Annotated in this window: 20 protein-coding genes; 10 read left to right on the top strand and 10 right to left on the bottom strand. The window is 68.5% G+C overall.

Annotation, left to right across the window (positions count from 1 at the left end; genetic code table 11):
• Window position 1: 1 nt before the first annotated feature.
• From sepX to RCP37_RS04815, 4 genes are all read right to left on the bottom strand, one after another.
• Entirely contained in the window at window positions 2-1,147 is a 1,146-nt protein-coding gene (gene sepX, locus RCP37_RS04830) for a divisome protein SepX/GlpR (RefSeq protein ID WP_308485847.1), read from the bottom strand.
• 147 nt (window positions 1,148-1,294) lie between these two features.
• Complete coding sequence (locus tag RCP37_RS04825; protein ID WP_308485846.1) at window positions 1,295-1,957, bottom strand: GNAT family N-acetyltransferase; 663 nt, start codon at window positions 1,955-1,957, stop codon at window positions 1,295-1,297.
• Between the two features lie 10 nt (window positions 1,958-1,967).
• Window positions 1,968-3,236 (bottom strand): molybdotransferase-like divisome protein Glp, encoded by a 1,269-nt coding sequence (gene glp, locus RCP37_RS04820; RefSeq protein ID WP_308485845.1) that lies wholly within the window; start codon window positions 3,234-3,236, stop codon window positions 1,968-1,970.
• Between the two features lie 50 nt (window positions 3,237-3,286).
• Window positions 3,287-4,198, bottom strand: a complete 912-nt coding sequence (locus RCP37_RS04815; RefSeq protein WP_308485844.1) for a UTP--glucose-1-phosphate uridylyltransferase — start codon at window positions 4,196-4,198, stop codon at window positions 3,287-3,289.
• 76 nt (window positions 4,199-4,274) lie between these two features.
• Here RCP37_RS04815 and RCP37_RS04810 point away from each other — a divergent pair, with 76 nt between their 5' ends.
• The 3 genes from RCP37_RS04810 (at window position 4,275) to RCP37_RS04800 (ending at window position 6,065) form a co-directional block, all read left to right on the top strand.
• Complete coding sequence (locus RCP37_RS04810; protein ID WP_308485843.1) at window positions 4,275-4,871, top strand: 5-formyltetrahydrofolate cyclo-ligase; 597 nt, start codon at window positions 4,275-4,277, stop codon at window positions 4,869-4,871.
• Window positions 4,872-4,979: 108 nt separating this feature from the next.
• Window positions 4,980-5,348: an FmdB family zinc ribbon protein gene (locus tag RCP37_RS04805; RefSeq protein ID WP_224975642.1), complete on the top strand. Its 369-nt coding sequence runs from the start codon at window positions 4,980-4,982 to the stop codon at window positions 5,346-5,348.
• 66 nt (window positions 5,349-5,414) lie between these two features.
• Window positions 5,415-6,065: an SAF domain-containing protein gene (locus tag RCP37_RS04800; protein ID WP_308485842.1), complete on the top strand. Its 651-nt coding sequence runs from the start codon at window positions 5,415-5,417 to the stop codon at window positions 6,063-6,065.
• A 6-nt stretch (window positions 6,066-6,071) separates the two neighbouring features.
• Here RCP37_RS04800 and RCP37_RS04795 read toward each other — a convergent pair whose 3' ends face one another.
• From RCP37_RS04795 to rpmF, 6 genes are all read right to left on the bottom strand, one after another.
• A complete protein-coding gene (locus RCP37_RS04795) occupies window positions 6,072-6,503 on the bottom strand; it encodes a large conductance mechanosensitive channel protein MscL (RefSeq protein ID WP_308485841.1) in 432 nt (143 codons plus the stop codon).
• 231 nt (window positions 6,504-6,734) lie between these two features.
• Window positions 6,735-7,229 carry a MogA/MoaB family molybdenum cofactor biosynthesis protein gene (locus tag RCP37_RS04790; protein WP_046285144.1) on the bottom strand — a complete coding sequence of 165 codons (495 nt, stop codon included), beginning with the start codon at window positions 7,227-7,229 and terminating at the stop codon, window positions 6,735-6,737.
• A gap of 160 nt (window positions 7,230-7,389) precedes the next feature.
• On the bottom strand, window positions 7,390-8,805 hold the full coding sequence (locus RCP37_RS04785; RefSeq protein WP_308485840.1) for a S1C family serine protease: 1,416 nt from the start codon (window positions 8,803-8,805) through the stop codon (window positions 7,390-7,392).
• 55 nt (window positions 8,806-8,860) lie between these two features.
• Window positions 8,861-10,312 (bottom strand): HAMP domain-containing sensor histidine kinase, encoded by a 1,452-nt coding sequence (locus tag RCP37_RS04780; RefSeq protein WP_308485839.1) that lies wholly within the window; start codon window positions 10,310-10,312, stop codon window positions 8,861-8,863.
• Complete coding sequence (locus RCP37_RS04775) at window positions 10,312-11,004, bottom strand: response regulator transcription factor (RefSeq protein WP_024442851.1); 693 nt, start codon at window positions 11,002-11,004, stop codon at window positions 10,312-10,314. The genes RCP37_RS04780 and RCP37_RS04775 overlap by 1 nt, the downstream gene beginning before the upstream one ends.
• A gap of 64 nt (window positions 11,005-11,068) precedes the next feature.
• Window positions 11,069-11,242, bottom strand: coding sequence for a 50S ribosomal protein L32 (gene rpmF, locus RCP37_RS04770; protein ID WP_024442852.1), 174 nt, complete (start codon window positions 11,240-11,242; stop codon window positions 11,069-11,071).
• A gap of 178 nt (window positions 11,243-11,420) precedes the next feature.
• Between rpmF and RCP37_RS04765 the strand changes: the two genes are divergently transcribed.
• From RCP37_RS04765 to RCP37_RS04735, 7 genes are read left to right on the top strand one after another with little or no spacing between them, the layout of a single operon-like run.
• Window positions 11,421-13,136 carry an acyclic terpene utilization AtuA family protein gene (locus RCP37_RS04765; protein ID WP_308485838.1) on the top strand — a complete coding sequence of 572 codons (1,716 nt, stop codon included), beginning with the start codon at window positions 11,421-11,423 and terminating at the stop codon, window positions 13,134-13,136.
• Complete coding sequence (locus RCP37_RS04760; RefSeq protein ID WP_308485837.1) at window positions 13,133-14,281, top strand: acyl-CoA dehydrogenase family protein; 1,149 nt, start codon at window positions 13,133-13,135, stop codon at window positions 14,279-14,281. The genes RCP37_RS04765 and RCP37_RS04760 overlap by 4 nt, the downstream gene beginning before the upstream one ends.
• Window positions 14,282-14,339: 58 nt before the next feature.
• Window positions 14,340-15,935: an acyl-CoA carboxylase subunit beta gene (locus RCP37_RS04755; protein WP_308485836.1), complete on the top strand. Its 1,596-nt coding sequence runs from the start codon at window positions 14,340-14,342 to the stop codon at window positions 15,933-15,935.
• 40 nt (window positions 15,936-15,975) lie between these two features.
• Window positions 15,976-17,964, top strand: a complete 1,989-nt coding sequence (locus RCP37_RS04750) for an acetyl/propionyl/methylcrotonyl-CoA carboxylase subunit alpha (protein WP_308485835.1) — start codon at window positions 15,976-15,978, stop codon at window positions 17,962-17,964.
• Complete coding sequence (locus tag RCP37_RS04745; RefSeq protein WP_308485834.1) at window positions 17,961-19,139, top strand: acyl-CoA dehydrogenase family protein; 1,179 nt, start codon at window positions 17,961-17,963, stop codon at window positions 19,137-19,139. Before RCP37_RS04750 ends, RCP37_RS04745 begins: the two co-directional genes overlap by 4 nt.
• An 11-nt stretch (window positions 19,140-19,150) precedes the next feature.
• Entirely contained in the window at window positions 19,151-19,930 is a 780-nt protein-coding gene (locus RCP37_RS04740; RefSeq protein WP_308485833.1) for an enoyl-CoA hydratase family protein, read from the top strand.
• A gap of 58 nt (window positions 19,931-19,988) precedes the next feature.
• On the top strand, window positions 19,989-20,588 hold the full coding sequence (locus RCP37_RS04735) for a DUF1707 SHOCT-like domain-containing protein (RefSeq protein ID WP_308485832.1): 600 nt from the start codon (window positions 19,989-19,991) through the stop codon (window positions 20,586-20,588).
• Window positions 20,589-20,600: the final 12 nt, after the last annotated feature.

The raw sequence follows: 20,600 nt of genomic DNA, 5'->3' as shown, positions 1-20,600 counted from the left end.
CCTATTGACCGGACGCGCGCGCCAGGTCATCGCGCCAGCTGTACCGGTCGGCGCTGGATGTGTACTCCAGGTGCTCGAACACCGGGTCCTCGTCGTCGATCTCCAACACCGCCACACCCGGGCGGCGCAGCCGTGACGGCACCACCTCGAACGCGTCGGTGTGGGCACTCTCGCGCTGCATACGCGGCCGCTCGGAGCGCCGTGCGCGGCGCGCCCGCACCTGCTGCTCGATACGGGTCTGACGGCGCAGGTAGGCCAGATAGAGCACCGTCGCACCCGCGGCGCCACCACAGATCCACCACGCGGTGGGCGCCACGGTGAAGGCGGTGAGCGCCGAGAGCACCAGGACGACCGCGAGCGACATCAACACCCGCTTGCGGAACTCGTACTTGCGCGCACTGACGGCCGCGGCGGTGTCGATACGGGGCCGACGACCGCGGGCCGACAGACCCGCCGCGCCCGCTCTCGTGGACTCCGCCGCAGGCTCCAGCCCGGAGCTGTCCTCGACGTATTCGTACTCGTAGCCATCGGCTTCGGCTTCGCCCTCGGCAGCGGGCTCCTCGCCGGCCTCTTCGCCGGCCTCTTCGTCGGCCGCGGCTTCCGCCTTGGCTGCCAGGGCCTCGGCCGCCATGGCGGCCTCCTCCGCCGCGCGAGCTTGTGCCTCAGCGGCGGCCTGAGCTTCGGCTTGGGCGCGCTCCTGAGCCTCAACCTCGGCGGCCAGACCCGCGTCCGACAGCGGCAGCACGTCGGAGTCGTCGGCGACGACATCAACGTCCAGGTAGTCGAGCTCGGTCTGCTCACCGACCTGCTTTTCCGAGGCGGCGACGAACACCGCGGCCGCGGCGACGAACACGCGCGAGCCACCCTCGGCGGGTTCGCCCTCGACGTCGTCGACATCATCGATGTCGTCAGCCTCGTCGATGTCATCGACGCTGTGCTGCCAGTCGGGGTCGCTGCGGTGGCCGGTGGCCGGACCGCCGCGCTTGAGCAGCCGGGCACTGGACCCACTGGTCAATACCCGGGTCGCCAAGGCCACGTCACTGGTACGACGGACCGCGTCACGCTTGCTGACCAGCATCGGCACCAGTACGAACAGCCAGAGAACGACCAGTGAGATCCAGAGCAATGATTGCGGGATGCTGGGCATGGTTGGCCTGCTCCTTTCCGAGCCAAGGCTAGGTGTGAGAGCCACACGACCTCGGATGACGCGCCGAACCAATTACACAGTTGTAATTTACTCGCTGACCTCGCCAGTCACAACTACCACACGGGTAACATCTCGCCCGAAAATTCGTCAGACCCGGGCGGCCCGGCCGGACTGAATCAGCGCCGAGGTCACCGACCCGGCGACCTCCTCCATCGTCATCGCCACCAGCAGGTGGTCGCGCCACGCCCCGTCGACGTCCAGGTAGCGCTGCAACAGCCCTTCCTGACGGAAGCCGACCTTGGCCAAGACCGCCCGGCTGGCCACGTTCTCCGGCCGGACGGTGGCCTCCACCCGATGCAGCCGCACCGGCCCGAAGCAGTGGTCGAGCCCGAGCGCCACCGCCCCGGTCGCCACTCCCCCGCCGGCCACCGCGCTGGACACCCAATAACCGATCCAGGCCGAGCGCAGCGCCCCGTGGGCGATGTTGCCCACCGTCAGCTGGCCGCAGAATCGGCCGTCGAGCTCGATCACGTACGGCAGCATCCGCCCATAGCGGGCCTCGGTGCGCAGGCTCGAACACAACGGTGGCCAGGAGGCACTGCCATGCCGGGTAACCCAGTCCACTTCCACACTGGGTTCCCACTGCTCCAGGTAGGCGCGGTCGGCCAGCCGAATCCGGCTCCACGCCACACCATCACGCATCCGCACCGGTCGCAGCCGGATCACGCCCGCCGGCACCCGCAGGGGCCCAAGCACACTCGGCCAGCCGGGGTGCTCAACGGCTTTGAACGGCCACAGATTGACCAACATAGACTCGGGCTCAGCCCCGCTGAGCCAGGAAGGCGACGTCCACCAACTCGCCGGCGGCGATCTGCTCGACCTCCTCGGGAACCACCACCAGACAGTTCGCCTCAGCCAACGTGGCCAACAGATGCGACGCGGTGCCGCCAGAGGCCCCGAGCACCTGCACCAGATACTCGCCGGTGTCCTCGTCACGCATCAGCTGGCCGCGCAAGAACCCCTTGCGGCCAGGCATCGAAGCGATCGGGCCGAGGGTGCGGGCCTGCACCATCCGGCGCATCGGCTCACGCTTGCCCAGCGACAGCCGGATCAGCGGGCGGATCATCACCTCGAACACCACCAGCGCACTGACCGGGTTGGTGGGCAACAGGAACGTCGGCACCCCTTCGGGGCCAAGCTGGCCAAAACCCTGCACCGAACCGGGGTGCATCGCGATCCGGGCGACTTCCATATCACCGAGATCGGCCAGCACCGCGCGAACCTCGTCGGCCGCGGCACCGCCGACTCCGCCGGCGATCACCACCACCTCGGCACGGTTGAGCTGTCCCTCGACCGTCTCTCGCAGCTTCTTGGGGTCATTGCTGACGATGCCGACCCGGTTGACCTCCGCGCCCGCATCCCGGCCGGCCGCGGCCAGCGCGTAGGAGTCGACGTCGTAGACCTGCCCGTTGCCGGGTGTGCGGTTGACGTCGACCAGTTCGCCGCCGACCGCCATGACCGACAATCGGGGGCGCGGGTGGACCAGCACGCGATCGCGGCCCACGGCGGCCAGCAGCCCCACCTGGGCCGCCCCGACCACCGTGCCGGCGCGCACCGCGACATCGCCGGGCTGCACGTCGTCGCCGACCCGGCGCACATAGTCGCCCGGGCGTACGCCCCGCAGCACCCGCACGCGGGAGTTCCCGCCGTCGGTCCAGCGCAGCGGCAGCACCGCGTCGGCGAGGGTGGGCATCGGCGCCCCGGTCTGGATCCGGGTGGCCAGCTTGGGTTGCAGCCGGGTGGGAGTGCGGGCACCCGCTTCGATGACGCCCAGTACCGGCAACGTGACGACGGCATCATCGCGTCCAGTCCCATCGGAGCTGTCGCCGATGGCGTCGGCGCCCAGGACGTCCACGCTGCGCACCGCGTAACCGTCGATGGCGGCCTGGTCGAACGCGGGCATCGGCCGCTCGGCGACCACTTCTTCAGCGCACATCAAGCCCTGCGCCTCGGCGATCGCCACCCGGACCGGGCGGGGCGCCACCGCGGCAGCCGAAACCCGGGCCTGCTGCTCCTCAACCGAACGCACGGTGTGCCTTTCTCCGTTGCAGCCGAGGTCCGATTCGGGCAGACGTCAGCTCAGTTCTCCGCCAAGCCCAGCCGCGCCACCAACCATCGGCGCAGATCCGGACCGTAGTCATCGCGGTCCAAGGCAAAGTCAACCGCAGCTTTGAGGTAGCCGCCCGGATTTCCCAGGTCGTGTCGCGACCCCCGGTGCACGACGACGTGTACGGGATGGCCTTCGGCGATCATCAGCGCGATGGCGTCGGTGAGCTGCACCTCGCCGCCGGCCCCGCGGTCGATGCGCCGCAACGCGTCGAACACGGCCCGGTCCAGCACGTAGCGGCCCGCCGCGGCATACATCGAAGGGGCGTCTTGGGCCTTGGGCTTCTCGACCATCCCCTTGACCCGCATCACGTCCGGGTTGTCATCGTCGGGCAGCGGCTCGACGTCGAAGACGCCGTAGGCGCTGACCTCGTCGGGGCTGACCTCGATCGCGCACAGCACGGTGCCGCCCCGGCGGGCCCGCACCTTCGACATGGTCTCCAGCACTCCGGTGGGCAGCACCAGGTCGTCGGGCAGCAGGACCGCGACGGCATCCTCGTCGTCGGACAAGGTGGGCTCGACGCAGCTGATGGCGTGCCCCAGTCCCAGCGGCTCGGCCTGCACCACCGACTCGACCTTGATCAACTGCGGGGCGCGGCGCACCTTGGCCAGCATCGCCTTCTTACCGCGGGCCTCGAGCGTGCCTTCGAGCACCAAGTCTTCGACGAAGTGCGCGACCACGCCGTCCTTGCCTTCGGAGGTGATGATCACCAACCGCTCGGCACCGGCCTCGGCCGCCTCGGCGGCGACGAGCTCGATGCCGGGGGTGTCGACGACCGGCAGCAGCTCTTTGGGCACGGTCTTGGTCGCGGGCAGAAAGCGGGTGCCCAAACCTGCCGCGGGCACAATGGCGGTGCGCGGAATCGGGACCTTCGGCGTGGGCATTGCTCACACGATAACCGCAATCCACTTCACCTCTTCGGCTGGCGGTGGGCGAGCCGTTGCTGACAGTCTGGTTGCCGTGACCGACGACGCGGTGGTGGCCGCCAAGTCCGCGTTGCGGGCGCGGCTGCTCGCCGACCGACGCGCGGTACCCCCCGATGTACACGATGCCGAGGCCGCGGCGCTGGCCGAGCACCTCGAGCGGGTCGCGGGCGAGGCCACCACCATCTGTGCCTATGTGCCAGTGGGCAGCGAGCCGGGCTCGACCGCGATGCTCGCCGGCCTGGCCCGTCGCGGCGCGCGCGTGCTGTTACCGGTGGTGCGCACCGAGAACGACGGCACCCCGATGGCGCTGCTGTGGGGCGAATACCGGCCCGAAAACCTGACCACCGCCCGGTTCGGCCTGCTCGAACCACCGGAACCCTGGCTGGCCGCCGACGCGCTGACCGAGGCGGACCTGATCGTGGTGCCGGCGGTGGCCGTCGACCGCCGGGGCGCGCGGCTGGGACGCGGCGCCGGTTTCTACGATCGCTCGCTGCAGTTGCGCAGGCCGCAGATTCCGCTGGTGGCGGTGGTTCGCGACGCGGAGCTTCTCGACGAGCTGCCCGCGGAGGCCCACGACGTGCCCATGACGCATGCCGTGACGCCCGGGCTCGGCCTGGTGGCACTGGGCTGACGTCGAAGTGGCCCCAGAACGAGCCTTGGAATGAGGAAGGCCACATAGTGGTTCTAGCACTTAGCACGGTAGAGTGCTAAGCCGATTGTTCGATCCACGGAGGTTCACGTGCCCACCTACAGCTATGCCTGCACCGAGTGCAGCAACCGCTTCGATGTGGTCCAGGCCTTCACCGATGATGCGCTGACTACCTGCGAGGACTGCAACGGCCGGCTGCGCAAGATCTTCGGCAAGGTGGGCGTGGTCTTCAAGGGCAGTGGTTTCTACCGCAACGACAGCCGCGAAGCGGGCAAGTCCGGGAAGTCAACGTCCAACGGTTCCAGCAATGGCAGCAGCTCCGCCAGTTCTTCGGCGTCGGGTGACTCGGGCAGTAGCTCGGGCGACAGCGGCACCAAGTCGGCTGACAGCGCCACCAAGTCCAGCGACAGCGCCAAGGCCAGCACCACGTCGTCGGCACCGGCGACCACCGCCAGCTAGGCCGTTATCCACAGCCCCGGCGCCACGTCGACGAACCGTTGGGCGCCGGCCGCATAGCGTGACGCCATGGGCGACTCGCTCAACCCCACGCTGATCAGCCGGATCTCGCTGGCACTGCGTCCGGACTGGACTCGCACCGTGCGGGCGCGGCGAGTGACCGCAGGAGCCCTCGTCGTTTTGGCCGGCGTTACAGCGCTGCGCTCCAACCCGCAGGACGACCGGCTCGACGTCGTAGTGGCAAGCCGCGACATCGCACCTGGCATCACCTTGACCCTCGACGACCTTTCCCTCGAAAGCCGTTCGGCTCAAACGATTCCCGACGGGGCCGCCACTGACGTGGCGGCGCTGTTGCAGACCACGCTGGCTGGTCCGGCCCGCCGCGGCGAGATACTCACCGACGTCCGCGTGCTGGGCCGCCGGCTCACCGAGGCCGCCGCCGGACCCGATGCCCGCATCGTGGGCGTGCATCCGGCCGACGCGGCACTGATCGATCTGGTGCGCCCCGGCGACGTGGTCGATGTCGTGACGACCACCGGCGAGGATGTCGCCGGCCCGCCGGGCGCCGCCCGGGTGCTCGCCAGCGGCGGGATCGTGGTGCTGGTGTCCGACAAGCACAATCACGACGATCGGGTGGTCCTGGTGGCGTTGCCGGCCAACGCTGCGGTGGCGGTGGCCGGCGCCACCCTCGGTCAGGCCGTCACGCTCACCCTGCGCTGAACACCGCTATGCGGCGCTGGCGGGCTGCACGCTGGCGCAGAACTTGCACTTGTTGGCGTCGGCGGCGATTTCGGACTTGCACTCGGGGCAGGTCTTGGTCGGTGCCGGGTCGCCGAACACGGTGTTCCCGCGGCGCTTCTGGATGTGCTTGTAGGGCAACACGATCAGGAAGTAGATCGTGGCCATGAAGACGATGAAGTAGATGATCGCCGAGATGAATGCGCCGAGGTCGATGAACGTCGCCTCGTTGCCCTCCGCCCCCAATTGGTAACCCAGCCCCAGCCCGGCAGTGTCGGGCTGTGCGGCCGAGACCAGCGGGTTGATCACGCTGTCGGTGAAGGCCTTGACCAGGTTGGAAAACGCCAGCGCGACCACCAGACCGATGGCCACCGTGATGACGTCGTCACGCATCAGGAAATTTTTGAACCCCTTGAGCACCGCAACTCCCCTTCCGTACGGATGCACTGCGAAGCGGCGCCACGCCGCCTACGGCGAACCGTAATAGCCGCTGCGGAGTCCGTACGGGGGATTTCGAGAAGTCGAACCTCAACCGTGATGCGGCGGGATGTTGTCCCGCAACCAGCGCTCGCGTTCTTCGGCCTCGCGGGCGTCGTCGGGATCGCGTTCGTCCGACGACGACTGATGCTCTTCGAGTCCGGGCATGGCGGCCTAGATCTCCAGACTGGACAGTTGGCCGATGATCGCCGCGGCCAGCGGGTTCAGTGTCGCCATGCCGTCGCGGACCGCTGCCCGGGACCCGGCCAGGTTGACCACCAGGGTGCTGCCCGAGACGCCGGCCAGGCCACGCGAGAGCCCCGCGTCGGCGATGCCGGCGGACAGCCCCGAGGCCCGCAGCGCCTCGGCGATGCCGAGGATCTCGCGGTCCAGCAGCTCGCGGGTGGCCTCGGGGGTGACGTCGCGCGGGGTGACCCCGGTTCCGCCCACCGAAACGACCAGGTCGACCCCGCCGATCACCGCCGTGTTCAGCGCGTTGCGGATCTCTACCTCGTCGGCGGCGACGGCGACGACACCGTCGACCATGAATCCGCCTTCGGCCAACAATTCGGTGACCAACGGACCACTGTGGTCCTCATCGCCGTGGGCGGTGCGGTCGTCAACAACGACGACGAGGGCGCGGCCGGCGAGTTCTCGGGACTGCTCCATGGGTGCAACCGTATATCTGGTTCCCGACGGAGGTTCAGCGAGGCTCGACGAAGGAGAGCCGAAGCTGGGACCGCCGCATGAAACCGGAGGTTCAGCGAGGCTCGACGAAGGAGAGCCGAAGCTGGGACCGCCGCATCGGCACCGTGCGGTCACCAACCCGTCACTGCTGCGCTTTACCGAGCGTGACCTGCGCGGATTTGGATGCTCCGGCGGCGTCCAGGTAGGTCAGCGTCACCTGGTCGCCTGGAGCCTTGGAGCGCACCGCGGCCACCAACGCGTCAGCGCTGCCGATGGGGCGCTTGTCGAACGCCGTCACCGTCGCGCCCTCGGGCAGACCGGCCTTGGCGGCCGCCTCCCCGGGCACCACCTCGACCACCTTGGCGCCGTGCAGGCTGCGCTCGCTGGTGACGCGCACACCCAGTGAGGCGTGCGACGCCGTGTGGTCCGGCGAGTTGATGAGTTCGTCGGCGATCCGCTTGGCCTGATCCACCGGGATCGCGAAGCCCAGGCCGATCGAACCGCTCTGCGCTTCGGCTGAATCGCCGCCCATGGTGGCGATCGCGGAGTTGATCCCGACCAGGTCGCCGTTCATGTTGACCAGCGCACCACCGGAGTTGCCGGGGTTGATGGCGGCATCGGTCTGGATCGCGTCGAGCACCGTGTTCTGGTTGCCGGCTTCGCCGCTGGTGGAGACGGGCCGGTTGAGAGCGCTCACGATCCCGGTCGTCACGGTGCCTTCCAGGCCGAGCGGCGACCCGACCGCCACCACGTTCTGGCCCACCCGCAAGTCTGCAGAGGAGCCGATCGTGATCGGGGTCAGATCCGAGACGCCCTGCACGCGCACCACGGCGATATCGCTGGCCGGGTCCGTGCCCACCACAGTGAACGGCGCGGTGCGGCCATCGGCGAAGGTCACCGTGGTCCTCGGGGCGCCCTTGGGAGCTCCGTCGGGCTTGGCGCCGGGGTCAAGCTTGGTGCTCGGGTCGGGCTTGGCGGCAGCGGCGGCCACCACGTGGTTGTTGGTCAGGATCAACCCGTCGGCCGACAGGATGATGCCCGAGCCCTCCTCGGATTGGCGGCCCAGATCGGTCTCCAGCATGACGACGCTGGGCACCACCTTCGCCGCAACCTTCTCCACCGAGCCGTCCGGCAGATTCACCGCGGCCGGCACGCCAGGGGCCTGGATGCTCGGCGTGTGGCTTCCGATGGCGGCCGGCTTGTGATCGGAGTGCAGCGCCGAACCGACCACACCGCCCATCACACCGGACATCGCCGCGATCGCCACCGCCCCCAACACCAAACCGGTGCGAGAACGCTTCGGCGGTATCCCACCCGGACCACCCGGACCGCTCGGCACACCGGGACGGCCGTAGGAGGCGTCATAGGCGGAGCGATAGGCGGACTGCTGCTGCCCCTGGTGCGGGGCGTAACGCCAGTCGTAGGGCGGCGGGTACGAACCCTGCGCGGGCCGGCCCGGATAACCGGACTGTCCGCGTTGGTCCGCCGCCGCTGCGCCGGCCGGGTTGGACCGTTCCGGTTGCTGAGGCGGCGGGAGGTACCCGGGGTAATTCGTCATGTTTGTTGCCTACTCCTAGGGACACGACTTCGGCGACGTTGCCTCACCACCATGCCTACGTGGACTGAGAAGCGCCTGTGACTGCTCCGACCGGTATTTCCTCCGCCGACGTAGGCCCGCCGGGCAGCACCATCCGAAACGATGTCCCGGGCGGATGCCCGCCGGGGATGGTCTCGCCGATGGTGATCGCCCCGCCGTGTTTGAGCACCACCTGCTTGACGATCGCCAGGCCCAGCCCGGACCCCGGCATGGCACGCGCGGAGTCCGACCGGTAGAAGCGCTCGAAGACCAATTCCCGTTGGTTCTCCGGGATTCCCGGCCCCTCGTCCGAGACGATCATCTCCATGTGCGTCGGGTCGAGCTGGCGCATCCGCAAGCCCACGACTCCGCCCGACGGGCTCCACTTAGCCGCGTTGTCGAGCAGGTTGAGCACCGCACGGGACAGGCCCGCGGCGTCTCCGTAGACGTGCCAGGGAACGACCTGGATGTCGAAGTCGATGTCGTTGCGCCGCCGCCGGACCCGCTCCATGCTGCGGTCGACGACCTCAGTGATGTCGACCTGCTCGTAGGCGACCTCACGTTGGTCGTCGCGGGTGAGGTCCACCAAATCGCCTACCAGCGTGGACAATTCCTCGATCTGACCGATCGCGTCGGCACGCAGTTCGGCCATCTCCTCTTCCGGCAACTGCGGGGCGCCCGGAGCCGCGGACGCCATCAGCAGCTCGACGTTGGTGCGTAGCGACGTCAACGGGGTCTTCAGCTCATGTCCGGCGTCGGCGACCAGTCGCGCCTGCCGCTCGCGCGACTCGGCCAGGGCCCGCAACATGGCGTTGAACGCCTCGGTGAGGCGAGCCAATTCGTCGCTGCCGTAGACCGGGATCGGTCTCAAGTCATCGGTGCGCGCCACGCGTTCGGCCGCTTCGGTCAAGCGGCCCACCGGTCTCAGCCCGGTTCTGGTGACCATGCCGCCGGCCACCGCGGCCACCACGACACCCACCCCGCCGACGACCAGCAGCACCCACCGCAGCTTCATCGTCACCGCCCGGGTGGGCGCCAAGCTCTTGGAGATCAGCAGTGTGCTGCCATTGGGCAGGTGCACGGCCAGCACCCGCTGGCCCGATGCGGTGCGGCGCGACAAGAACAGCTCGCCGCGGATGACGGCCTTCTCCTGCTGCCCGACCGGCAGCCGCTGACCGGGCTGATTGGCCGTGTAGATCGACCGGCCCGGGTTGACCAGCATGGCGTTGACGTCGGAGTAGGCGGTGCCCTCGATCGCCTTGCGGGGATCGGCGGCCAGCGAACCACTGGCGATCAACATCTCCGCACGGCTCTGCAACTGGTTGTCGATGTCGTTGTAGAGCGCCGCCGAGATCACGGCGTAGACGGCCACCGCCATCAACACCACCACCAATGCCACCATCGACATCGCCAGCAGCATCACCCGCCAGCGCAGCGACAGGGAGGTCTTCTTCGCCTCTTCACCCTGTTGCCGGCGGAAGGATTGCATCAGGGAGGAGTCTCGCGGAGCACGTAGCCCACTCCGCGCACGGTGTAGATCAGCCGCGGCTCACCTTCAGCCTCAGTCTTGCGACGCAGGTACCCGATGTAGACCTCCAGCGCGTTGCCCGAGGTGGGGAAGTCGAAGCCCCACACCTCCTCGAGGATCCGGCTGCGGGTCAGCACCCGACGCGGGTTGGCGATCAACATCTCCAACAGGGCGAACTCGGTGCGAGTCAGGCTGATCTGCCGATCCCCGCGGGTGACCTCGCGGGTCACCGGGTCCAGCGTCAGGTCCTCGAACGACATCGCGACCGATTCGGACAGGTCCTCGGCGGTGGTGCGGCGCAGCAACGCCCGCATCCGCGCCAGCAGTTCCTCCAGCGCAAACGGCTTCGGCAGGTAGTCGTCGGCGCCGGCATCGAGGCCGGCGACCCGCTCGGACACCGAGTCTCGGGCCGTCAGGACCAAAATCGGCAGGTCGTCACCGGTGCTACGCAGCTGGCGACAGACTTCCAGTCCGTCCAGCCGCGGCATCATGACGTCGAGGATCATCGCGTCCGGACGGTCGCTGGTGATCGCCTCGAGCGCCTCGACGCCGTCAGTGGCCAGCGAGACCGAGTAACCATTGAACGACAGAGACCTGCGCAACGACTCGCGCACAGCGCGATCGTCATCAACAACCAGTACCCGGGTAGCCATGGGTGCTATCCAATCATCCGAAAGGCGATCTGGAGGGTCAGGAGCCGGTCGTGTCGGTGCCTATTTAGCGCCGATCGAGGTCGATGAGGCCCAAGCGGGCGGCTTTGAGGAGGCGACGCGGCACCTTGTGCGCGCGGCCGGCGACCGTCACGTTGACCAGGCCGGTTGCCTCAGCCTTCCACTGTGCGCGGCGACTACGAGTGTTCGCACGCGACATCCTGCGTTTCGGCACGGCCATGGTCGAGCCTCTCCTGTTGTTGGCATAGTGCCGCTCGATACCAGCGGCGGGACTATCCGAAAGGATAGCCGGTGACCAGCGTCGGCTCCAAAATAGCTCCGATCGGTGACGACGCACCTTGACGCGGCACCGGCGGTACCGGCTAACCTACCGGTTGGTTGAGTGATGGGATTTGGGGATGACAGCAGCCGTTCGAATCGGTAACTGCTCGGGGTTCTACGGCGACCGCCACGCCGCAATGCACGAGATGCTCATCGGTGGCGAGCTGGACTATCTCACCGGCGATTACCTGGCCGAACTGACCATGCTGATCCTGGGCCGCGACCGGATGAAGCACCCGGAACGCGGTTACGCCAAGACCTTCCTGACCCAGCTCGAACAATGCCTCGGACTCGCCCTCGACCAGGGCGTTCGCATCGTGGCCAACGCCGGCGGGCTCAATCCGGCCGGCCTGGCCGACGCGGTGCGCGAGCTGGCGCAACGCCTGGGCGTTCCGGCCCGCGTGGCCCACGTCGAAGGTGATGACCTGCTCCCCCGCGCCGCAGAGCTCGGTTTGGGCAGTCCGCTGACAGCGAACGCCTACCTGGGCGCCTGGGGCATCGCCGAGTGTCTGGCCGGCGGCGCCGATGTGGTGATCACCGGCCGCGTCACCGACGCGTCGGTGATCGTGGGACCCGCCGCCGCGCACTTCGGCTGGAGCCGCACCGACTATGACCAGCTCGCCGGCGCCGTCGTCGCCGGGCACGTCATCGAGTGCGGCATCCAGGCCAGCGGTGGCAATTACTCCTTCTTTACCGAGATTCCCACCGAGCAGATGCTGCACCCCGGGTTCCCGCTCGCCGAGATCCACGCAGACGGGTCATCGGTGATCACCAAGCATGCCGGCACCGGCGGGCTGGTCAGCGTCGACACCGTGACCGCCCAACTGCTCTACGAGGTCACCGGCGCCCGCTACGCCAACCCCGATGTCACCGCCCGGATGGACAGCATCGAACTGTCGGCCGACGGCCCGGACCGGGTGCGGATCTCCGGCGTGACCGGCGAGGCGCCCCCACCCACCTACAAGGTGTCGCTGAACAGCATCGGCGGCTTCCGCAACTCCACCACTTTCGTGCTGACCGGCCTGGACATCGAGGCCAAGGCCGCACTGCTGCGCACCCAGCTCGAGGCGGCCATGACCGTCCGGCCAGCCGAACTGGAGTGGACGTTGTCGCGCACCGATCACCCCGACGCCGACACCGAGGAAACCGCCAGCGCGCTGCTGCACTGCGTGGTGCGCGACCCGGACCCGGCCAACGTGGGCCGCAAGTTCTCCGCGGCCGGCATCGAGCTGGCGCTGGCCAGCTATCCCGGGTTCTGCGTCACCGCCCCGCCCGGGGACGGCCAGGTCTACGGGGTCTTCACCCCCGGCTATGTCGATGCCACGCAGGTGCCGCACGTCGCCGTGCACGCCGACGGCACTCGGGTGGACATTCCATCCGCCGCGCAGACCCTGGAACTCGCTGCGGCCGCCGAACCGGAGCTGCCCGAGGCGCTCCCGGCCGGCCCGAGCCGCCGCGCGCCACTGGGGACGATCGCCGGCGCCCGCAGCGGCGACAAGGGCGGCTCGGCCAACGTCGGGGTCTGGGTGCGCACTGATGAGCAGTGGCGCTGGTTAGCCCACACGTTGACCGTCGAGAAGCTGCGCGACCTGCTGCCTGAAACCGCCGAGTTGCCGGTCACCCGTCACCTGTTGCCGAAGTTGCGCGCGGTGAACTTCGTCATCGAGGGCATCCTCGGGCAGGGCGTGGCCTACCAGGCTCGATTCGATCCGCAGGCCAAGGGGCTGGGCGAATGGCTGCGCAGCCGTCATCTCGAGATACCCGAGCAGCTGCTGTCAGAAGGGGAACTGTGAGTATCTGGAACACCGCCGAGCGCCAGGCTCTGCGTAAGACTGTGCGTGGATTCGTCGAGCGCGAGATTCTGCCGCACGTCGACGAGTGGGAACGCTCCGGCGAGCTGCCCCGCGAACTGCACCGCAAGGCCGCCGAGGTCGGCTTGTTGGGTGCGGGCTTCCCCGAGGAGGTCGGCGGCAGTGGCGGCGACGGCGCCGACGCGGTGATCGTCTGCGAGGAGATGCACCAGGCCGGGGCGCCGGGCGGGGTGTTCGCCTCCCTGTTCACCTGCGGTATCGCGGTACCGCACATGATCGCCTCGGGCGATGCGCGCCTGATCGAAGAGTTCGTCCGCCCGACGCTGGCCGGCGAGAAGATCGGTTCGCTGGCCATCACCGAGCCCGGCGGCGGCTCGGATGTCGGGCACCTACGCACCACGGCGCGCCTGGACGGCGACCACTACGTGGTCAACGGCTCCAAGACCTTCATCACCTCCGCGGTGCGCGGCGACTATGTCGTCACCGCGGTGCGCACCGGTGGGCCGGGGGCGGCCGGGGTGTCGCTGCTGGTGGTCGAGAAAGGCACGCCGGGGTTCGAGGTGAGTCGCAAGCTCGAGAAGATGGGTTGGCGCTCCTCGGACACCGCCGAGCTGTCCTACGTCGACGCCCGAGTGCCGGTAGCCAACCTGGTCGGTGTCGAGAACACCGGCTTCGCCCAGATCGCCTCGGCGTTCGTCTCCGAGCGGGTGGGGCTGGCCGCGCAGGCGTATGCCAGCGCGCAGCGCTGCCTGGACCTGACCCTGACATGGTGCCGGGACCGCGAGACGTTCGGCCGGCCACTGATCTCGCGGCAGGCGGTGCAGAACACCCTGGCCGAGATGGCCCGCCGCATCGATGTGGCGCGGGTCTACACCCGCCACGTCGTCGAGCGGCAGCTGGCCGGGGAGACCTTCCTCATCCCGGAGGTGTGTTTCGCCAAGAACACCGCGGTGGAGGCCGGTGAGTGGGTGGCCAACCAGGCGGTGCAGCTGTTCGGGGGCATGGGTTATATGGCCGAATCCGAGGTGGAGCGCCAGTATCGGGATATGCGCATCATCGGCATCGGCGGTGGAACCACCGAGATCCTGACCTCACTGGCCGCCAAGACGCTGGGATACCAATCATGATCACTCCCCCTTCTCCCCATCACTCCGCAAGCTCCGTTCTGCATCGTCGGGGGTGGCTGTGAGCACACTGCGATCCACTCTCGATCCGACGTCCTCCGCCTATAACGAGGCGGCGCAGGCGCTGACCGACAAACTCGCCGAGATCGATGCCGAGCATGCCAAGGCACTCGCCGGCGGCGGACCCAAGTACGTCGAGCGCCACCATTCCCGCGGCAAACTCACCGCCCGGGAACGCATCGAAGCGCTGATCGACGCCGACTCACCGTTCCTGGAGCTGTGCCCGCTGGCTGCCTGGGGCAGCGCCTTCCAGGTCGGCGCCAGCCTGGTCACCGGGATCGGCGCGGTCGAAGGCGTGGAGTGCATGATCGTGGCCAACGACCCGACGGTCAAAGGCGGCACGTCCAACCCGTGGACGCTGCGCAAGATCCTGCGGGCCAACAAAATCGCGTTGGAGAACCGGCTTCCGGTGATCTCCCTGGTGGAATCCGGCGGAGCGGACCTGCCCACCCAGAAGGAAGTCTTCATCCCGGGTGGTCAGATGTTCCGCGACCTGACCCGACTGTCGGCCGCCGGCATCCCGACCATCGCGCTGGTGTTCGGCAACTCCACCGCCGGCGGCGCCTATGTGCCCGGCATGTCCGATCACGTGGTGATGATCAAGGAACGGTCCAAGGTGTTCCTGGCCGGACCACCGCTGGTGAAGATGGCCACCGGCGAAGAGTCCGACGACGAGTCGCTGGGCGGTGCCGAGATGCACTCGCGCACTTCAGGGCTGGGCGACTACCTCGCCAACGACGAGCTTGATGCGGTGCGGATCGGTCGACGGATCGTGGCCCGGCTGAACTGGACCAAACAGGGCCCGAAACCCACGTCGGTGACCGAGCCGCTGTTCGACAGCGAGGAACTGATCGGCATCGTCCCGCCCGACCTGCGCGTCCCGTTCGACCCGCGTGAGGTGATCGCCCGGATCGTCGACGGCTCCGACTTCGATGAGTTCAAGCCGCTCTACGGGTCGTCACTGGTGACCGGTTGGGCACGGCTCCACGGATATCCGATCGGCATCCTGGCCAACGCTCGGGGCGTGCTGTTCAGTGAGGAATCCCAGAAGGCCACCCAGTTCATCCAGTTGGCCAACCGCTCCAACACTCCATTGTTGTTCCTGCACAACACCACCGGCTACATGGTGGGCAAGGACTACGAAGAGGGCGGCATGATCAAGCACGGCTCGATGATGATCAACGCCGTATCCAACTCGACGGTGCCCCACATCTCGCTGCTGCTGGGGGCCTCCTACGGCGCCGGTCACTATGGCATGTGTGGACGCGCCTACGATCCGCGTTTTCTGTTCGCGTGGCCGTCGGCCAAGTCCTCGGTGATGGGCGGGGCGCAGCTCGCGGGCGTGCTGTCTATCGTTAACCGGGCGGCCACCGAGGCCCGCGGGCAACAGGTCGACGAGCAGGCCGACGCCGCCATGCGCGCCATGGTCGAAGGCCAGATCGAAGCCGAGTCACTGCCGCTGGTGCTGTCGGGGATGCTCTACGACGACGGCGTGATCGACCCGCGCGATACCCGCACGGTATTGGGAATGTGTTTGTCCGCCATCGCCAGTGGCCCGATCGAGGGGACGTCGAACTTCGGCGTCTTCCGGATGTGAGCGCGATGAGCGCTTGCGCGAAGAGCAGAAGGCAGAGTCAATGATCAGCACTGTTCTGGTGGCCAATCGCGGCGAGATCGCCCGACGGGTCTTCGCCACCTGCCGTCGCCTAGGCCTGGGCACCGTCGCGGTCTACACCGACCCCGATGCGGGCATGCCGCACGTGGCCGAAGCCGACGCGAAGGTGCGCCTGCCGGAGACCACCAGCTACCTGTCCGCCGAGGCGATCATCGCCGCGGCCCAGGCCGCCGGCGCCGACGCCATCCACCCCGGCTACGGATTCCTTTCCGAGAACGCCGACTTCGCCGCTGCCGTGCAGGCCGCCGGCCTGGCCTGGATCGGACCGCCGGTGGCCGCGGTGACCTCGATGGGCTCCAAGATCGAGTCGAAGAAGATGATGGCCGCTGCGGGCGTGCCGGTTCTCGAAGAACTCGACCCCGACACGGTCACCGCCGCTCAACTGCCGGTGCTGGTGAAGGCCTCCGCCGGCGGCGGTGGCCGCGGCATGCGCGTGGTCAGCGAATTGTCTGCCCTGGCAGGCGAAGTGGAAGCCGCCCAGCGCGAGGCCGCCTCGGCGTTCGGTGACCCGACGGTGTTCTGCGAGCGCTATCTGCCGACCGGGCACCACATCGAGGTGCAGGTGATGGCCGATCAGCACGGCACGGTGTGGGCGGTCGGCGAGCGGGAATGCTCGATCCAGCGCCGCCACCAGAAGGTCATCGAAGAGGCGCCGTCGCCGTTGGTGGAACGCAGCCCCGGGATGCGCGCCAAGCTGTTCGAGGCCGCCCGGCTGGCCGCTAGCGCGATCGGTTACACCGGCGCAGGCACCGTGGAGTTCCTGGCCGACTCGCGCGGCGAGTTCTACTTCCTGGAGATGAACACCCGGCTGCAGGTCGAGCATCCGGTCACCGAGGAGACCACCGGCCTCGACCTGGTCGAACTGCAGATCGCGGTGGCCGACGGGGCCCGACTGGACGCCGAACCGCCGGCCGCCCAAGGCCATTCGATCGAGGTTCGCCTCTACGCCGAAGACCCCGCCCACGGCTGGCAGCCGCAGGCCGGGCTCGTGCACGCCCTCGACATCCCGGGCGTGGCGGCACAGTTCGAGACGCTGTCCCGGCGCACCGGCGTCCGGCTGGACTCCGGCATCGTCGGCGGGTCGACGGTCTCCATCCACTACGACCCGATGCTGGCCAAGGTGATCAGCTACGCACCGACCCGCCGGCAGGCCGCGACCGTGTTGGCCGGCGCGCTGGCGCGGACCCGGCTGCACGGACTTCGTACCAACCGCGACCTACTGGTCAACGTGCTGCGCCATCCGGCCTTCCTGGACGGGGCCACCGACACGGCGTTCTTCGACACCCACGGTCTGGCGGAACTGTCGGCGCCGCTGGCCGACGCCGCCACGGTGCAGGCCAGCGCGATCGCGGCCGCCCTGGCCGACGCCGCACACAATCGGGCCACCGCGCAAGTATTCGGCTCCATCCCCGGCGGTTGGCGCAACCTGGCCTCGGGTTTCCAGTCCAAGGGCTACCTCGACGACGCAGGCACCGAACATCGGATCGAATACCGTTTCACCCGAACGGGGTTGATCGTCAACGGCGCCGAAGTCACCCTGGTTTCGTCGGCTCCAGATGAAGTGGTGCTGGCCGATCCGGCCGGCGTCGCCCGCACGTTCACCGTCGCTCGCTACGGCTCGGACGTCTATATCGACTCCCCGGCCGGCGGCGTCCACCTGGTGGCGTTGCCCCGATTCGGAGATCCGGAGTCGGCGGTCGCCCAGGGATCGTTGCTGGCGCCCATGCCCGGCAATGTGATCCGGCTGGGTGCCGCGGTCGGCGACCAGGTAAGCGCCGGCCAGCCACTGATCTGGCTGGAAGCCATGAAGATGGAACACACCATCAGCGCGCCATCGGACGGCGTGCTCACCCAACTCGACGTCAAGCCGGGCGACCAAGTAGAGGTCGGCGCCGTGCTGGCCCGTGTCGAACAATCCGAGACAACGCAAGCAGAAGGAGATCCACTGTGACCGATTCCAAGAGCGACACCAGCTTCATCGAAAGCGACGAACGGCGCGCACTGCGCGAGTCGGTCGCAGCGATGGCCCGCAACTACGGCCAGGACTACTACCTGGAGAAGGCCCGCGCCGGCCAGCACACCGACGAACTGTGGAACGAGGCAGGCAAACTCGGCTTCATCGGCGTCAACCTGCCCGAGGAGTACGGCGGCGGCGGCGCCGGCATGTACGAGCTGTCGCTGGTCATGGAAGAGATGTCGGCGAACGGCTGCGCGCTGCTGATGATGGTCGTCTCGCCGGCTATCAACGGCACCATCATCTCCAAGTTCGGCACCGACGAGCAGAAGAAGCGGTGGATCCCCGGTATCGCCGACGGCTCGCTGACCATGGCGTTCGCCATCACCGAGCCCGACGCCGGGTCGAACTCGCACAAGATCACCACCACCGCGCGCCGCGACGGGTCCGACTGGATCCTCAAGGGCCAGAAAACCTTCATCTCCGGCATCGACCAGGCTCAGGCCGTGCTGGTGGTCGGCCGCAGCGAGGACGCCAAGACCGGCAACCTGCGGCCCGCGCTGTTCGTGGTGCCCACCGACACCCCCGGACTGACCTACACGCCGATCGAGATGGAGCTGGTCAGCCCCGAGCGCCAATTCCAGGTGTTCCTCGACGACGTCCGGCTGCCGGCCGACGCACTGGTGGGCTCCGAGGACGCCGCCATCGCGCAGCTGTTCGCCGGCCTGAACCCCGAGCGCATCATGGGCTCGGCCAGCGCGGTCGGCATGGGCCGCTTCGCGATCAGCAAGGCCGTCGACTACGTCACCACCCGCCAGGTGTGGAAGACCCCGATCGGCGCGCACCAGGGCCTGTCGCACCCGTTGGCCCAGAACCACATCGAGATTCAGTTGGCCAAGCTGATGATGCAGAAGGCGGCGACGCTCTATGACGCCGGCGACGACTTCGGCGCTGCCGAGGCGGCCAACATGGCCAAGTACGCCGCCGGCGAGGCCTCGACGCGGGCGGTCGACCAGGCGGTGCAGTCCCTCGGCGGCAACGGCCTGACCAAGGAGTACGGCATCGCCGCGGCGGTCACCGCGTCCCGGCTGGCGCGGATCGCACCGGTGAGTCGGGAGATGATCCTCAACTTCGTCGCGCAGACCTCCCTGGGCCTGCCTCGAAGCTACTGAGGGTCGTACTGATGGACACGCTGGTCTCCTACACCGGGCCGGAAGACACCGGCGACGGTTCGGCCCGGCTGACCCTGGACTCACCGCACAACCGCAACGCGCTGTCGTCGAAGCTGGTCGCCCAGCTGCACGCCGGGCTGCGCGACGCGGCGGCCGACCCGAACGTGCGGGTGGTGGTGCTGAGCCACACCGGCGGCACGTTCTGCGCCGGTGCGGATCTGAGTGAGGCCACCGGCGGCGACCCCGGCGAGCTCGCCGCGGACCGGGCCCGCGAAATGGCGGCTCTGCTGCGCGCGATCGTCGAGTCACCGCGGCCGGTGATCGCGGCGGTGAACGGCCACGTGCGGGCCGGCGGTATGGGGCTGGTCGGCGCCTGCGACCTCGCGGTCGCCGGGCCGGCCAGCACCTTCGCCCTGACCGAGGCCCGCATCGGAGTGGCGCCGTCGATCATCTCGCTGACATTGCTACCCAAGCTCGCCCCGAGGGCCGCGGCCCGCTATTACCTGACCGGCGAGAAGTTCGGCGCAGCCGAAGCCGCGGCGATCGGGCTGATCACCCTGGCGGCCGAGGATGTCGATGCGGCGGTCGCGGGCCTGGTGGCCAACCTGCGGCTCGGGTCCCCGCAGGGGCTGGCGGCCTCCAAGGCCCTGACCACCGCCGCGGTACTGGCCGGGTTCGACCGGGACGCCGAACCGCTCAGCGTCGCGTCGGCGCGGATGTTCGTCTCCGACGAAGCCAGGGAAGGGATGTTGGCGTTTTTGCAGAAGCGCCCGCCGAGCTGGGCTCAGTAACCCCACTTTGGGTAACCCAGCTTGCGGCGAACGCGGTTAGTCGTAGGCTACGTATCCGATGAGGAACTCAACCCGGCGTGGCGTCGACAGCAACGGCACCCAGTCGCGCGCCGCTGACACCGACCGGATCCAGTTGGCGCAGGTGCTCGGCGATGCCGTCGCGCAAGGTCAGTTGCCGATGAGCGAGTACGAGGCCCGGCTCGCCAAGGCCTACGCGGCGCAGACCTACGACGAACTCGATGGCCTGCGCGCCGACCTGCCGGGCTCCTCGGTGTGCCCGCACCGCGGTGGTGACTGCAAACCCGCACCCTCCACGTTGCTGCTGGCGATCATGAGTTCCTTCGAGCGGCGCGGTCGGTGGAACGTGCCCAAGCGGCTGACCACCTTCTCACTGTGGGGCGGCGGCGTCATCGACCTGCGCTACGCCGACTTCACCTCGCCGGACGTCGAGATCAACGCCTACTCCATCATGGGCGGGCAGACCATTCTGCTGCCGCCCGAGGTCAACGTCGACATCCACGGTTACGGCGTGATGGGCGGCTTCGACCAGCATGTCGAGGGCACCGGCACCCCCGGTGCACCGACGGTCAAGGTGCGCGGTTTCTCGCTGTGGGGCGGGGTCGGCATCCGACGTAAGAGCCGCAAACGTCGCGGCTGACACCGGGCCGCA

Origin of the sequence: Mycolicibacter sp. MU0102, from assembly GCF_963378105.1 — a bacterium.
In the GTDB taxonomy this organism is placed as follows: domain Bacteria; phylum Actinomycetota; class Actinomycetes; order Mycobacteriales; family Mycobacteriaceae; genus Mycobacterium; species Mycobacterium holstebronense.
The sequence above is the reverse complement of the archived record's forward strand: the minus strand, read 5'-3'. Positions and strand labels throughout refer to the sequence as shown.